A 13,444-nucleotide genomic window follows, 5' to 3' on the forward strand; every position below is an offset into this window, starting at 1 on the left:
TTTTTTGCCCGCGCCCGACCAGCCATGATCAAGACGTTTCGCAACCCGCAGCTCACCAAGAACGGCGAACTGAAGCACCTGCTGTCGATCGAGGGATTGTCGCGTGACATGATCACGCACATCCTCGACACCGCCAGCCAGTTCGTATCGCTGTCCGACTCAGACCGCGATGTCAAGAAGGTGCCGCTGCTGCGCGGCAAGAGCGTGTTCAACCTGTTCTTCGAGAACTCCACCCGCACCCGCACCACCTTCGAGATCGCCGCCAAGCGGCTGTCGGCGGACGTGCTGAACCTGAACATCAACGCCTCGTCGACCAGCAAGGGCGAGTCGCTGCTGGACACCATCAACAACCTGTCGGCGATGTCCGCCGACATGTTCGTGGTGCGCCATGCCAGCTCGGGCGCACCTTACCTGATCGCCGAGCACGTCGCGCCGCACGTGCACGTGATCAACGCCGGCGACGGCCGCCACGCGCACCCGACGCAAGGCCTGCTGGATATGTACACGATCCGGCACTTCAAGAAAGACTTCACCAACCTGACGGTGGCCATCGTCGGCGACATCCTGCACTCGCGCGTGGCACGGTCCGACATCCATGCGCTGACCACGCTGGGCGTGCCCGAAGTGCGCGCCATCGGCCCGCGCACGCTGCTGCCGTCCGGGCTGGAGCAGATGGGCGTGCGCGTCTTCCACAACATGGAAGAGGGCCTGAAGGGCGTGGACGTGGTCATCATGCTGCGGCTGCAGAACGAGCGCATGAGCGGCGCGCTGCTGCCGTCGGCGCAGGAATACTTCAAGGCCTACGGCCTCACGCCGGAGCGCCTGGCACTGGCCAATCGCGACGCCATCGTGATGCACCCGGGCCCCATGAACCGCGGCGTCGAGATCGACTCCGCCGTGGCCGACGGCCCGCAGTCCGTGATCCTGAACCAGGTGACCTTCGGCATCGCCGTGCGCATGGCCGTAATGGGCATCGTGGCGGGAAATAGCGACGAATGACGCAGTCGAGCGACACGAGCCAGAACACACCGAAACAGCCAAGCGACACGACAAGCCAAGCTATGAAGATTCACATCAAGGGCGGCCGCCTGATCGATCCGGCCAGCAACACCGACGCCGCGCAGGACCTCTACATCGCCGCCGGCAAGATCGTCGGCGTGGGCAGCGCCCCGGCGGACTTCACCGCCAACAAGACCATCGACGCCAGCGGCCTGATCGTGTGCCCCGGCCTGGTCGACCTCTCCGCGCGCCTGCGCGAGCCCGGCTATGAATACAAGGCCACGCTCGAATCCGAAGTGGCCGCCGCCACCGCCGGCGGCGTGACCAGCCTGGTCTGCCCGCCCGATACCGATCCGGTGCTCGATGAGCCCGGCCTGGTGGAAATGCTGAAATTCCGCGCCCGCACCCTGAACCAGACTCACGTGTACCCGCTGGGCGCGCTGACGCTGGGCCTGAAGGGCGAGACCCTGACCGAGATGAGCCAGCTGACCGAGGCCGGCTGCGTCGGCTTCAGCCAGGCCGAGGCTCCGGTGCACAACACCCAGGTGCTGCTGCGCGCGCTGCAATACGCCAAGACCTTCGGCTTCACCGTCTGGCTGCGCCCGGAAGACCCGTTCCTGGGCGGCGGCGTCGCCGCCAGCGGCGCGGTGGCGTCGCGCCTGGGCCTGTCCGGCGTGTCAGTGATCGCCGAAACCGTGCGCCTGCACACCATCTTCGAACTGATGCGCAGCACCGGCGCGCGCGTGCACCTGTGCCGCCTGTCGTCCGCCGCAGGGCTGGAACTGGTGCGCCAGGCCAAGCGCGAAGGCCTGGCCGTGACCTGCGACGTCAATATCCACCACGTCTCGCTGACCGACATGGATATCGGCTACTTCAATTCGCAGATGCGCTTCTCGCCGCCGCTGCGCAGCCCGCGCGACCGCGACGCCATCGTCGCCGCGCTGGCCGACGGCACCATCGACGCCCTGTGCTCCGACCACACCCCGGTCGACGACGACGAGAAGCTGCTGCCGTTCGCCGAGGCATCGCCGGGCGCAACCGGCCTGGAACTGCTGCTGCCGCTGACCCTGCGCTGGGCCGCCGAGCACAAGGTCCCGCTGGCCCAGGCACTGGCCCGCATCACCGCCGAACCCGCCCGCGTGATCGGCCTGAAGGCCGGCACCCTCGCCGTCGGCAGCGCCGCCGACGTGTGCGTGTTCGATCCCAAGCAGGTCTGGAAGGTCGACCGCCGCTCCATCAAGAGCCAGGGCAAGAACTCGCCGTGGCTCGGCTACGAGATGGAAGGCAAGGTCCGCATGACCCTGGTCGGCGGGCAAGTCGTCTACGGAAACCACGCCCACGCATGATCTGGCTGCGCAAGACCGCGCTGGTGCTGCACCTGCTGCGCGGGCTGGTGACCTGTGCCTTGCTGTTCCCGTGGCTGGGCGTGCGCACGCGCGAGTGGCATATCCGCCGCTGGTCGCGGCGGTTGCTGCGGATTTGCGGGGTGGAGGTCGAGGTGGTGGACGCCACCGGCGCTGCGTCGCACGGCGCCGGCCGCCAGGGCGCAATGGTGGTTTCCAACCACATTTCGTGGCTGGATATCTACGTCATCCACAGCTGGCAGCCGGTGCGCTTCGTTGCCAAGTCGGAGATACGCGGCTGGCCGCTGATTGGCTGGCTGTGCGACAAGACGGGAACGATCTTCATCGAACGGGCGCGTAAACGCGATGCCCACCGCGTGCTGCACGACATCACCGACGTGATGCTGCAAGGCGACCTCGTCGGCGTGTTCCCCGAAGGCACCACGACCGACGGCACCGAGGTGCTGCCATTCCACGCCAACCTGATGCAGGCGCCGATTTCTGGCGGGTTGCCAGTGCAACCGCTGGGGCTTAACTACCTCGATGCAGCGACGGGTCAACCGACGCTTGCCGCCGCCTACATCGGCGAAACCACACTGCTGCAGTCGCTGGAAGCGGTCTTGCGCGCACCCAGGATCAAGGCCAGATTGGTAATCGGGCCCGCGCTAGTGTCGGCCTCGGGTGACCGCCGCGAGCTTGCAAACTCCGCCAGGGAGGTGGTCGCCCACCTCAGCCAGGGCGCGCCGGAACACGCAGCCGCTGCGGCCCGACGGTTGAATCACCCCGTCGAGCCCGGCGGCGTGCCCCAGCCGACCCCCGCTGCCATCGGCTAGCCGTCCTGTCGTCCCCGCCAACGCGGGATTGCCAGTCAGGCCAGCGGGTCACAATATTGCGGGCAATCAACCTGAACGACGGTCCGTTCGGCAGGATCCTGTGCCAACCGGGCCGCCGTCAGCTTGCCACCCCAGACGCAGCCCGTATCCAGCGCCATCAAGTTCGGCCGCATGACCAGGCCCAGCGTCGACCAATGGCCGCATACCACTGTCACATCCCCGGTACGCCGCCCCGGCACGTCGAACCACGGCATGAACCCGTCCGGCGCCTTGCCCAGGCCCTCCTTGGTCTTGAAGTCCATCACGCCATCGACAGTGCAGTAGCGCAGCCGGGTGAGGGCATTGATCACCACGCGGTGGCGTTCGACGCCTCGCAGGCCGTCGTGCCAGCGGTTGGCGGCGTTGCCGAAGATGTCGGCGAGGAAGCCTTGCCAGTTGGGGCCTTGGAGTTGGTCTTCGACTTCGTGGGCGAGGTCGATGACCTGGGTGGCGGTCCATTGGGGGAGGACGCCGGCGTGGACGAGGAGGAAGTTGTTTTCCAGCAGGGCCAGGGGGCGGTGGCGGAGCCAGGTGAGTAGGTCCTCACAATCGGGGGCGGTGAGGATGTCGTCCAGGGTGTCGGATTTGCCCTTCTTGCGCACGCCTGCGGCGACGGCGAGGAGGTGGATGTCGTGGTTGCCGAGGACGGTTTCGGCATGGGGGGCCATGGCATGGACGGTGCGCAACGTTGCAAGTGAGGCTGGCCCGCGGTTCACCAGGTCGCCGACTAAGCGGAGAGGGACATCCGGCGGCAGTGCCCTAAAAAGAGAGCCAAGGGAGGGGGCGCAGCCCTGAAGGTCGCCGATGGCGAAGGGGACATCTTTCAAGGGGCGATTAACGGGCATTGGTATTGCCAGATATATGTGGATGGGCGGGGAAGTGCCAGAACGCGCATTCTCCAGAGATCACTTAATCGATTTGGCGAATCGTTACAAGACGCTACAAAAAGTTAGGTAATGGGTCGGGGGAGAGCGTCGGGGTCAGATAGAATACCGCCACTTCCACAAGGACTTAAGGATTCCGCCAGCCATCATAGGAACGGGCGGACGGCCGGGTTTTGTCGGCAACTCGAAACATATCGAAGGCAGGGGAGCAAGCATTTTGTCGCACATTTTGGTCACGGGCGGGGCGGGGTTTATAGGCGCCAATTTTGTCCTCAACTGGCTGGCACAGCCAGGGGCGGACAGCATTGTCAACGCCGATAAGCTGACGTATGCCGGCAATCTCAAGACGCTGGCATCGCTGGACGGCGATGCACGCCACGTCTTTGTCCAAACGGATATCTGTGACCGTGCCGCCCTGGATCGCCTGCTGACAGAGTACAAGCCGCGCGCGGTTGTGCATTTTGCTGCGGAAAGCCATGTCGACCGGTCCATCCACGGTCCGGCTGAATTCATTCAGACCAACATCGTGGGAACCTTCACGCTGCTCGAGGCCGTGCGCGCCTACTGGGGGGGGCTGGACGGGGCCGCGCAGGCCGGTTTCCGCTTTCTGCACGTCTCCACCGACGAGGTTTTCGGCTCCCTGGGGCCGCAGGATCCTCAATTTTCCGAAGCAACCCCCTACGCTCCGAACAGCCCGTACTCCGCGTCGAAGGCCGCCTCCGACCACCTGGTCCGCGCCTACCACCATACCTACGGTCTGCCGGTGCTGACAACGAACTGCTCGAACAACTACGGCCCATATCATTTCCCGGAAAAGCTGATTCCGCTCATGATCACCAACGCACTGTCGGGTAATGCCCTGCCCGTGTATGGCGATGGCCAGAATGTGCGCGACTGGCTGTATGTGGAGGATCACTGCGGCGCCATCCGGGAAGTGCTTGCACGGGGCCGCCTGGGTGAGACGTACAACGTGGGCGGTTGGAACGAGAAAACCAACCTTGAAGTGGTGCACATATTGTGCGACCTTCTCGACGAACTGAAGCCCAAGGCCGCGGGTTCCTATCGCGATCAGATCACGTTCGTGAAGGATCGGCCGGGCCATGATCGCCGATACGCAATCGATGCCAGCAAGCTCGAGCGCGAACTGAACTGGCGACCTGCCGAGACATTTGAGACCGGCCTGCGCAAGACCGTGCTGTGGTATCTGGATAACCAGGCATGGGTGCAAGACGTGATCTCGGGCGGGTACCGAAACTGGGTAGCCAAGCAATATGCTGCATAAGCAACCTCTGGCGCCTACTATTCTTGTAACAGGAAGCAACGGGCAAGTCGGTTTCGAACTGCGTCGCAGTCTGGCCACACTTGGTCATGTTATAGCTCTGGATCATGGTGCATGCGATCTCGGGGAACCAGATGCCGTACGGGCTCTGGTGCGTCGGATGCGTCCTGCCGTGATTGTCAATGCCGCTGCCTATACGGCGGTGGACAAGGCCGAATCCGAGGCCGAGCTCACATTCGCTGTAAACGGCGTGGCACCAGGGGTGCTGGCTGAGGAGGCGCGCTCGCTGGGCAGTCTGTTGGTGCACTATTCCACGGACTACGTTTTTTCCGGCACTGGTGACAAGCCTTACGAGGAAACCGATGATGTCGGACCGCTGTCTGTCTATGGCAAGAGCAAGCTCGCAGGTGAGCTGGCGGTTGCCGGGGCGGGTGCTCCGGCAATCGTGCTGCGCACTAGCTGGCTAGCGGGCGCGCACGGCGAAAATTTTGCGCGGACCATGCTTCAGCGGGGCCGCGAGCGCGATACGCTGCGTGTGGTCAACGACCAGTTCGGTGCCCCCACGACGGCGTCGTTGGTCGCCGATGTGACTGCTCGCATCATCGACCGGGCGTGGCTGCACGGAAACCGTGCTGCGTTTCCGTCGGGCATTTACCACCTAGCAGCCGCAGGCGAGACATCGTGGCATGGCTATGCCACCGAAGTATTGCGCTACGCGGCCGGCAAGGGCGTGGTGCTGAAAGTTGATCCGGATGGAATCGAGGCGATCCCCGCGACGGCCTTCCCGCGTGCTGCGCCGCGGCCGGCCAATTCGCGTCTGAATACACGCAAGCTGCGCGAGACGTTTGACATTCACCTTCCGGAGTGGCGATCGGGCGTGCATTACCTGATCGATCAGATCCTTTCCTGATACTACCCATGCGCAAAGGAATTATTCTGGCCGGAGGCTCCGGCACGCGCCTCTACCCGATCACACGATCGGTCTCGAAGCAACTGCTGCCTGTCTACGATAAGCCAATGATCTACTACCCGCTGTCGACCTTGATGCTGGCGGGTATTCGCGACATCCTCATCATCTCGACACCGGAAGACACGCCGCGCTTTACCGAGATGCTTGGAGACGGCTCCAGATGGGGTCTTAACCTGCAGTACGCGGTACAGCCATCACCGGACGGCTTGGCGCAGGCCTTCATCATTGGCCGTGATTTCGTGGGAAATGATCCGTCGACGCTGATCCTGGGCGACAATATTTTCCATGGCCATGCCCTGATTCGGCAATTGAAGGAAGTGTCCTCCCGGCAAGCTGGCGCCACTGTGTTTGCGTACCACGTGCATGACCCCGAGCGCTATGGCGTGGTCGAGTTTGACAAGGAGTTCCGTGCGCTGTCGCTCGAGGAAAAGCCCATGGAGCCCCGCTCCAACTACGCGGTGACCGGGCTGTACTTCTACGACAATCAAGTTTGCGATATCGCGGCCGATATTCGTCCATCTGCGCGTGGCGAGCTCGAGATCACTGACGTGAATAAATGCTATCTCGAGATGGCGCAACTCGAGGTCGAGGTCCTCGGGCGCGGTTACGCCTGGCTGGATACGGGCACCTATGACTCGCTGCTGGAGGCGGCAAGTTTCATTGCCACCGTGCAGAAGCGGCAGGGACTGATGGTTGCGTGTCCGGAGGAAATCGCCTTTCGAAACAAGTGGATCGGTGCGGAGGCAGTCGAGCAGATGGCCAATGGCTTGGCAAAGAACTCGTACGGGCAGTATCTGCACAGCCTGCTTGCGGAGGGATACAGGTAATGGATCAGCAGCCTGGCCTGACGGCTACGCCGACCTCGATCCCCGATGTTCTAATTCTTGAGCCTCGAGTGTTTCAGGATGAACGCGGTCATTTTCTGGAGAGCTTCAACGAGCGCGTCTTCGAGCGCGCAACCGGCATTCGCCGCAAGTTCGTCCAGGACAATGAGTCGAGGTCCGTGCGTAACGTGCTCAGGGGGCTCCACTACCAGACGCGCAAACCGCAAGGCAAGCTGGTGCATGTGATGGCCGGCGAGATATTTGATGTTGCAGTGGACCTTCGCAAGGCTTCGCCGACTTTTGGAAGGTGGGTGGGTGTGACATTGTCGGCGCAGAATTTCCGGCAACTCTGGATTCCGGAGGGTTTCGCGCACGGCTTCATGGTGACATCCGACTATGCAGACGTGCTGTACAAGATGACGGACTACTATGATCCGCAGTTCGAATTTGCAATCGCTTGGAATGATGCCGACGTCGGCATAGCCTGGCCGGCTACCGAAGGCCTGATCCTGCATGCCCGCGATGCTGCAGCGCCGCTGCTGCGCGACGTCGCGAGCCCGTTCTAGGGTGACGTCGTGACACAAGATTGCTTGCGACAATCCGGTGATGGACATCGTACGCTCACACACGGAGCAATCCGTGACGTACAGGCGCGCCGGGCCATCCTGTTCTGTGCAAACACTGCGTGGTCGATGTACCAGTTCCGTCGGGGGTTGCTTGCCTCGCTGATCCGCGATGGCTACGAAGTTCATGTGGTGGCGCCAGAGGATCCGGAGGTCGCCGCGCTGAGGGCAATGGGGTGTATCGTCCATCCGCTGACGATGTCCGCACAGGGCCGCAATCCTTTTCAGGACATCCGGCTGGTGGCCACGCTTCTTGCCCTCTACCTGCGTGTGAGGCCGGCGCTGATTTTTCACTACACCATCAAGCCAAACATCTATGGCTCGATTGCGGCGCGGTTGGCTGGCATCCGTTCGATCGCGGTGACGACCGGGCTGGGATACGTATTCATCAACAAGGGGCTGGTGTCGATCCTTAGCAAAATGCTGTATCGCATTGCACTCCGGTTTTCAGGACAGGTCTGGTTTCTCAATCAGGAAGACCGGCTGGCCTTCGTATCGGCACGCCTTGTGGACGGAAAGAAGTGCACGGTATTGCCGGGTGAGGGCATCGATCTCGATTTCTTCGCCCCTGTTGCGGACGTGAATGAGCCGGCACCCGATCAATTCTGCTTCCTGCTGATTGCGCGGATGCTGTGGGACAAGGGCGTTGGCGAATATGTGGCCGCCGCGCGTGCGTTGAAGGCCAAATACCGGCACGTGCGCTTTCAGATGGTGGGCCCGGCGGGTGGCGAGAGTCCCAGTGCGATACCGCAAAGCCAGGTCGATGCCTGGGTGAAGGAAGGCGTCGTCGAATACCTGGGCACGGTCCGGGACATTCGCCCCGTGATCGGTGCGGCCAGTTGCGTGGTGTTGCCTTCCTATCGCGAAGGCATTCCCCGCGCGCTACTCGAAGCCGCCGCCATGGAACGGCCGATAGTAGCCACTGCGGTACCCGGGTGCGTGGATGTGGTGGATCACGAAGAGACAGGGCTGCTATGCCGGGAGCGGGACCCGCGAGACCTGGCCGCCAAGATGGAAGCGATGATGGAGCGCGACCGTGAAGGATGGCGTCGTATGGGTGTTGCCGGTCGTGCCAAGATGCAGTCCAGTTTCGACGAGAAATTTATTATTGAGCATTATCGGAATGTGATTCATGCCCTGGTCTAATCGGGGCAGATAACGTATGAATTGGCAGCGATCCACGCAAATATGCCCGGCCGGACGGCAAGGTGGCATGGATCATGAATGGATTTTGGAATAGCCGGACGCTGGAGCTTGCGATTTCTATGACTTTTGTTCCTGTGATTCTCTCGGGTGGAGCGGGTACCAGACTGTGGCCGGTGTCCCGCGAGCTTCATCCAAAGCCGTTTATCCGGCTGGCAGGCGCACACAGCCTGTTGCAGAAGACGTTTCTGCGGGCCGCTGCACTGCCCGACGTCACCGAAGTCCTGACGGTGACGAATCGCGAACTGTTCTTCAAGACCGAGGATGAGTATCGCGAAGTGAACGACGCTGGCCTGGCGACTTCGTATCTGCTGGAGCCGTTCGGACGGAACACGTCGGGAGCCATCGCTGCAGCGGCCATCGATGTGGCCGAACGCCATGGCGACGATGCCACGCTGCTGATCCTTGCCGCCGATCATGTCATCAAAGATCAGGCCGCGTTTGCGGATGCCATCGCGCAGGCGCGCGTCCTGGCGGCGCAGGGACAGCTCGTGACGCTCGGCATTCGTCCGGAAGGTCCGGAAACCGGCTATGGCTATATCGAGGCCGATGGTTCGAAGGTACAGCGGTTCGTTGAAAAGCCGTCGCTGGAGAAGGCCACCGAATATTGCGCCAGCGGCCAGCATTTCTGGAATGCGGGCATATTCTGCTTCCGCGCCGGCACGGTACTGAGCCAGCTCGAAACGCATGCGCCTGACGTGCTGGCAGCAGTACGCGCGTGCATGGCGGCGTCGAAACAACTGCGCGGCGAGAAGCTCACCCAGCGTACGCTGGATGCGCAGACCTTCGAGCAGGCGCCGAATATTTCCATCGACTATGCGTTGATGGAAAAGTCTTCTGATGTCGCCGTCGTTCCCTGCGAAATCGGCTGGAGCGATGTCGGCTCATGGAGCGCGATCAGCGACATGACCGACGCAGACGCCTGCGGCAACAAGGTGGAAGGCGAAGCACTGCTGCATGATTCCGCGAATTGTTATGTGCGCAGTGAAGACCGACTGGTCAGCCTGGTCGGTACCAACGACCTGATCGTGGTGGACACGGCCGATGCCCTGCTGATCGCCGACAAGTCGCGCGCGCAGGAAGTGAAGGAGATCGTTCGCCAGCTGAATTCCCAGGGTCATTCGGCCAGCAAGATTCACCGCAAGGTACATCGCCCGTGGGGCACCTATACCGTGCTCGAAGGCGGCATGCGATTCAAGATCAAGCGCATTGAAGTCAAGCCGGGCGCATCGCTGTCGCTCCAGATGCACTACCACCGTAGCGAGCACTGGATCGTAGTGAGTGGCATGGCAAAGGTCGTCAATGGTGAGAAGGAAATGCTCATCCATACGAACGAGTCCACCTACATTCCGGCAGGAAACCGCCACCGGCTTGAAAACCCGGGCAAGTTGCCGCTGGTCATGATCGAAGTCCAGTGTGGGGATTATCTCGAGGAGGACGACATCGTCCGCTTCGAAGACTCCTATGGCAGAACTTAAGAACAGGATACGCAATGAAGAAGGTCGCGCTTATTACAGGGATTACCGGTCAGGATGGTGCCTACCTCGCAGAGTTTCTGCTGAACAAGGGCTATGAGGTGCATGGCATCAAGCGCCGCGCATCGCTGTTCAATACGGATCGTATTGACCATCTGTATCAGGATCCGCACGTCGATCACCGCAATTTCATCCTGCATTACGGTGACCTGACCGACTCCACGAACCTGATCCGCATCATCCAGCAGGTGCAGCCGGACGAGCTCTACAACCTCGGCGCGCAGTCGCACGTGGCGGTTTCGTTCGACAGCCCCGAATACACGGCTAACAGCGATGCACTTGGCACGCTGCGCCTGCTTGAGGCGATCCGAATCCTGGGCCTGGAAAAGAAGACGCGTTTCTACCAGGCGTCAACGTCAGAGCTCTACGGCCTGGTTCAGGAAATTCCGCAAAAGGAAACCACGCCGTTCTACCCGCGTTCGCCGTACGCGGTGGCCAAGCTCTATGGCTACTGGATTACCGTGAACTACCGCGAGTCGTATGGCATGTATGCCTGCAACGGCATCCTGTTCAACCACGAATCGCCGCTGCGTGGCGAGACCTTTGTCACCCGGAAGATCACGCGCGCCATCAGCCGTATCGCACTGGGCCTGCAGGACTGCCTGTATCTGGGTAACCTGAACAGCTTGCGCGACTGGGGCCACGCCCGCGACTACGTGGAAATGCAGTGGATGATGCTCCAGCAACAGCAGCCCGAGGATTTCGTCATCGCTACCGGTGTGCAGTATTCGGTGCGCGATTTCGTGCGCATCGCCGCTGCCGAGCTCGGCATCACCGTGCGCTTCGAAGGCGAGGGTGTCAACGAGATCGGTATCGTCGACAGCGTAGATTCGCAAAAGACCGCCGCCGCTGGCCTGAAGGTTGCCGTGGGCCAGACCATCGTCCGCGTGGACCCGCGCTATTTCCGTCCCGCCGAAGTGGAGACACTGCTGGGCGATCCGACCAAGGCCCGCGAGAAGCTGGGCTGGACGCCGCGCACGACCTTTGCAGAGCTGGTCCGTGAAATGGTGGAAGCCGACTTCGACCTGGCACGCCGCGACAGCCTCGTGAAGGAAGCGGGCTTCAAGGCTTTCAATTACCACGAGTAAGCGCGCGATGAATCCTCAAGCCAAGATTTATGTGGCAGGGCACCGCGGCCTGGCGGGCTCGTCGATCGTGCGCCGCCTGCGCGCGGCCGGTTACGACAACCTGGTGCAACGTACGCATGCGGAACTCGACCTGACCGACCAGGCCGCCGTGGAGGCATTCTTCGAGATCGAGCGTCCCGAGTATGTGTTCCTGGCGGCGGCAAGGGTGGGCGGCATCCATGCCAACAACACCTATCCGGCCGAGTTCATCCGCGACAACCTCGCGATTCAGACCAATGTTATCCACTCGGCGTGGAAGAACGGCGCGCGCAAGCTGCTGTTCCTCGGCTCATCGTGCATCTATCCGAAGTTCGCACCGCAGCCGATGCCGGAAAGCTGCCTGCTGACGGGCGAGCTCGAGCCGACCAACGAGTGGTACGCAATTGCCAAGATTGCAGGCATCAAGATGTGCCAGGCATACCGCCGCCAGTACGGCTTCGATGCGATATCGCTGATGCCGACCAACCTCTATGGTCCGGGCGACAACTTCGATCTGGAGAACTCCCACGTGCTGCCGGCGCTGCTGCGCAAGTTCCACGAAGCCAAGGCGCGTGGCGACGAGGAAGTGGTGGTCTGGGGCACGGGCACGCCGCGTCGCGAGTTCATGCACGTGGACGATCTGGGTGCAGCTGCCGTGTTCCTGATGGAGAACTACTCGGACGAAGGCTTTGTCAATGTGGGTGTTGGCAGCGACGTGTCGATTCGCGAGCTCGCCGATATCGTCAAGGACGTGACGGGCTACCAGGGCCGCATCGTACAGGACCTGAGCAAGCCCGACGGCACGCCGCGCAAGCTGATGGACGTCACCCGGCTGAGCGCGCTTGGCTGGAAGGCGCAAGTCGAATTGCGCGAAGGCGTGGCGCAAACTTACGCGTGGTTCGTCGAGCACTACGCCAAGGCGCAATAACCCATCCGGAAGAGGCTGCATGGCAGCACCTGACCAACGAGCAATATGAGTACGGCAGACAACGTTACCTATCTTGAAAGCGGACGTGCCGCCAAGGACTATTGGCGCGACTTCTGGCGCCATCGCGAACTGCTGATGTTCCTGGTCTGGCGCGACATCATCGTGCGCTACAAGCAGACCGTGGTGGGCACGAGCTGGGTCCTGATCCGGCCATTCCTGACCATGCTGGTGTTCACCTTCGTGTTCGGCAAGGTGGCAAACCTGGCGTCGGGGAACGTGCCGTATTCGCTGGTGGTGTTCACGGGGTTGCTGCCGTGGTTCTTTTTCTCGAGCGCGCTGAGCGAGTGCAGCAACTGCCTGATCGGCAATGCCAACCTGCTTTCCAAGATCTATTTTCCGCGCCTGATCGTTCCGGTTGGCTCTATCACCGTATCGATCGTCGATTTCCTGATCACGTTCGTGTTGCTGTTCTTGGTGATGGCATGGTTCCGCTTCGTGCCGAACTGGCAGATCGTGTTCGTGCCGGCGTTCATCCTGCTGACGGTCCTGGTCTCGTTCGGCTTAGGCCTGTGGACCGCGGCGCTTAACGTCCGCTATCGCGATTTCCGGCATTTGATTCCGTTCGTGCTGCAGCTTGGCGTCTATGTGTCGCCGGTAGGCTACAGCAGCCAAATCCTGCCCGAGAAGTGGCGCTTCGTGTATTCGCTCAATCCGATGGTGGGCGTGATCGACGGCTTTCGCTGGGCCATCCTCGGCGGTGAGTTCACCATCTTCTGGCCCGGCCTGGCGGTTTCGGTGGTGATGAGCGTGGCACTCGTCGTGACCGGTATCTGGTATTTCCGCAAGACGGAAGCTACTTTTGCGGATGTGATCTGACC

At 61.8% G+C, this 13,444-nt stretch carries 13 protein-coding genes; 12 read left to right on the plus strand and 1 reads right to left on the minus strand.

Features of this window, described 5'->3' with window-relative positions:
* Positions 1-24: 24 nt before the first annotated feature.
* The 3 genes from AC07UK_RS12050 (at position 25) to AC07UK_RS12060 (ending at position 3,175) form a co-directional block, all read left to right on the plus strand.
* Positions 25-999 (plus strand): aspartate carbamoyltransferase catalytic subunit, encoded by a 975-nt coding sequence (locus AC07UK_RS12050; RefSeq protein ID WP_114133464.1) that lies wholly within the window; start codon positions 25-27, stop codon positions 997-999.
* 62 nt (positions 1,000-1,061) lie between these two features.
* Positions 1,062-2,345, plus strand: a complete 1,284-nt coding sequence (locus AC07UK_RS12055) for a dihydroorotase (RefSeq protein WP_436222453.1) — start codon at positions 1,062-1,064, stop codon at positions 2,343-2,345.
* Positions 2,342-3,175, plus strand: coding sequence for a lysophospholipid acyltransferase family protein (locus AC07UK_RS12060; RefSeq protein WP_494686749.1), 834 nt, complete (start codon positions 2,342-2,344; stop codon positions 3,173-3,175). The genes AC07UK_RS12055 and AC07UK_RS12060 overlap by 4 nt, the downstream gene beginning before the upstream one ends.
* A 35-nt stretch (positions 3,176-3,210) precedes the next feature.
* Here AC07UK_RS12060 and AC07UK_RS12065 read toward each other — a convergent pair whose 3' ends face one another.
* Positions 3,211-4,059 (minus strand): symmetrical bis(5'-nucleosyl)-tetraphosphatase, encoded by an 849-nt coding sequence (locus AC07UK_RS12065; RefSeq protein ID WP_494686748.1) that lies wholly within the window; start codon positions 4,057-4,059, stop codon positions 3,211-3,213.
* A 256-nt stretch (positions 4,060-4,315) separates the two neighbouring features.
* Between AC07UK_RS12065 and rfbB the strand changes: the two genes are divergently transcribed.
* From rfbB to AC07UK_RS12110, 9 genes are all read left to right on the plus strand, one after another.
* The gene (rfbB, locus tag AC07UK_RS12070; protein ID WP_494686747.1) at positions 4,316-5,380 is read left to right on the plus strand and encodes a dTDP-glucose 4,6-dehydratase; all 1,065 of its coding nucleotides are present in this window, start codon (positions 4,316-4,318) and stop codon (positions 5,378-5,380) included.
* Positions 5,370-6,287 carry a dTDP-4-dehydrorhamnose reductase gene (rfbD, locus tag AC07UK_RS12075; protein ID WP_494686746.1) on the plus strand — a complete coding sequence of 306 codons (918 nt, stop codon included), beginning with the start codon at positions 5,370-5,372 and terminating at the stop codon, positions 6,285-6,287. Before rfbB ends, rfbD begins: the two co-directional genes overlap by 11 nt.
* Before the next feature lie 8 nt (positions 6,288-6,295).
* Positions 6,296-7,174 carry a glucose-1-phosphate thymidylyltransferase RfbA gene (gene rfbA, locus AC07UK_RS12080; RefSeq protein ID WP_436222448.1) on the plus strand — a complete coding sequence of 293 codons (879 nt, stop codon included), beginning with the start codon at positions 6,296-6,298 and terminating at the stop codon, positions 7,172-7,174.
* A complete protein-coding gene (gene rfbC / locus AC07UK_RS12085) occupies positions 7,174-7,737 on the plus strand; it encodes a dTDP-4-dehydrorhamnose 3,5-epimerase (RefSeq protein ID WP_494686745.1) in 564 nt (187 codons plus the stop codon). Before rfbA ends, rfbC begins: the two co-directional genes overlap by 1 nt.
* A gap of 69 nt (positions 7,738-7,806) precedes the next feature.
* A complete protein-coding gene (locus AC07UK_RS12090) occupies positions 7,807-8,940 on the plus strand; it encodes a glycosyltransferase family 4 protein (RefSeq protein ID WP_211982319.1) in 1,134 nt (377 codons plus the stop codon).
* A 119-nt stretch (positions 8,941-9,059) separates the two neighbouring features.
* Positions 9,060-10,475 (plus strand): mannose-1-phosphate guanylyltransferase/mannose-6-phosphate isomerase, encoded by a 1,416-nt coding sequence (locus AC07UK_RS12095; protein WP_494686780.1) that lies wholly within the window; start codon positions 9,060-9,062, stop codon positions 10,473-10,475.
* A 14-nt stretch (positions 10,476-10,489) separates the two neighbouring features.
* A complete protein-coding gene (gene gmd / locus AC07UK_RS12100; RefSeq protein WP_494686744.1) occupies positions 10,490-11,620 on the plus strand; it encodes a GDP-mannose 4,6-dehydratase in 1,131 nt (376 codons plus the stop codon).
* A 7-nt stretch (positions 11,621-11,627) separates the two neighbouring features.
* Positions 11,628-12,566 carry a GDP-L-fucose synthase gene (fcl, locus tag AC07UK_RS12105; RefSeq protein ID WP_494686743.1) on the plus strand — a complete coding sequence of 313 codons (939 nt, stop codon included), beginning with the start codon at positions 11,628-11,630 and terminating at the stop codon, positions 12,564-12,566.
* 45 nt (positions 12,567-12,611) lie between these two features.
* Positions 12,612-13,442 (plus strand): ABC transporter permease, encoded by an 831-nt coding sequence (locus tag AC07UK_RS12110; RefSeq protein ID WP_494686742.1) that lies wholly within the window; start codon positions 12,612-12,614, stop codon positions 13,440-13,442.
* Positions 13,443-13,444: the final 2 nt, after the last annotated feature.

Source organism: Cupriavidus sp. GW821-FHT07C08 (assembly GCF_059419025.1).

Coding starts and splice junctions, on each gene's coding strand:
- rfbA (WP_436222448.1), top strand. CDS start 6,296: ATGCGCAAAGGAATTATTCTGGCCGGAGGCTCCGGCACGCGCCTCTAC.
- AC07UK_RS12060 (WP_494686749.1), top strand. CDS start 2,342: ATGATCTGGCTGCGCAAGACCGCGCTGGTGCTGCACCTGCTGCGCGGG.
- rfbC (WP_494686745.1), top strand. CDS start 7,174: ATGGATCAGCAGCCTGGCCTGACGGCTACGCCGACCTCGATCCCCGAT.
- gmd (WP_494686744.1), top strand. CDS start 10,490: ATGAAGAAGGTCGCGCTTATTACAGGGATTACCGGTCAGGATGGTGCC.
- AC07UK_RS12095 (WP_494686780.1), top strand. CDS start 9,060: ATGACTTTTGTTCCTGTGATTCTCTCGGGTGGAGCGGGTACCAGACTG.
- AC07UK_RS12050 (WP_114133464.1), top strand. CDS start 25: ATGATCAAGACGTTTCGCAACCCGCAGCTCACCAAGAACGGCGAACTG.
- AC07UK_RS12110 (WP_494686742.1), top strand. CDS start 12,612: ATGAGTACGGCAGACAACGTTACCTATCTTGAAAGCGGACGTGCCGCC.
- fcl (WP_494686743.1), top strand. CDS start 11,628: ATGAATCCTCAAGCCAAGATTTATGTGGCAGGGCACCGCGGCCTGGCG.
- AC07UK_RS12055 (WP_436222453.1), top strand. CDS start 1,062: ATGAAGATTCACATCAAGGGCGGCCGCCTGATCGATCCGGCCAGCAAC.
- rfbD (WP_494686746.1), top strand. CDS start 5,370: ATGCTGCATAAGCAACCTCTGGCGCCTACTATTCTTGTAACAGGAAGC.
- AC07UK_RS12065 (WP_494686748.1), bottom strand. CDS start 4,059: ATGCCCGTTAATCGCCCCTTGAAAGATGTCCCCTTCGCCATCGGCGAC.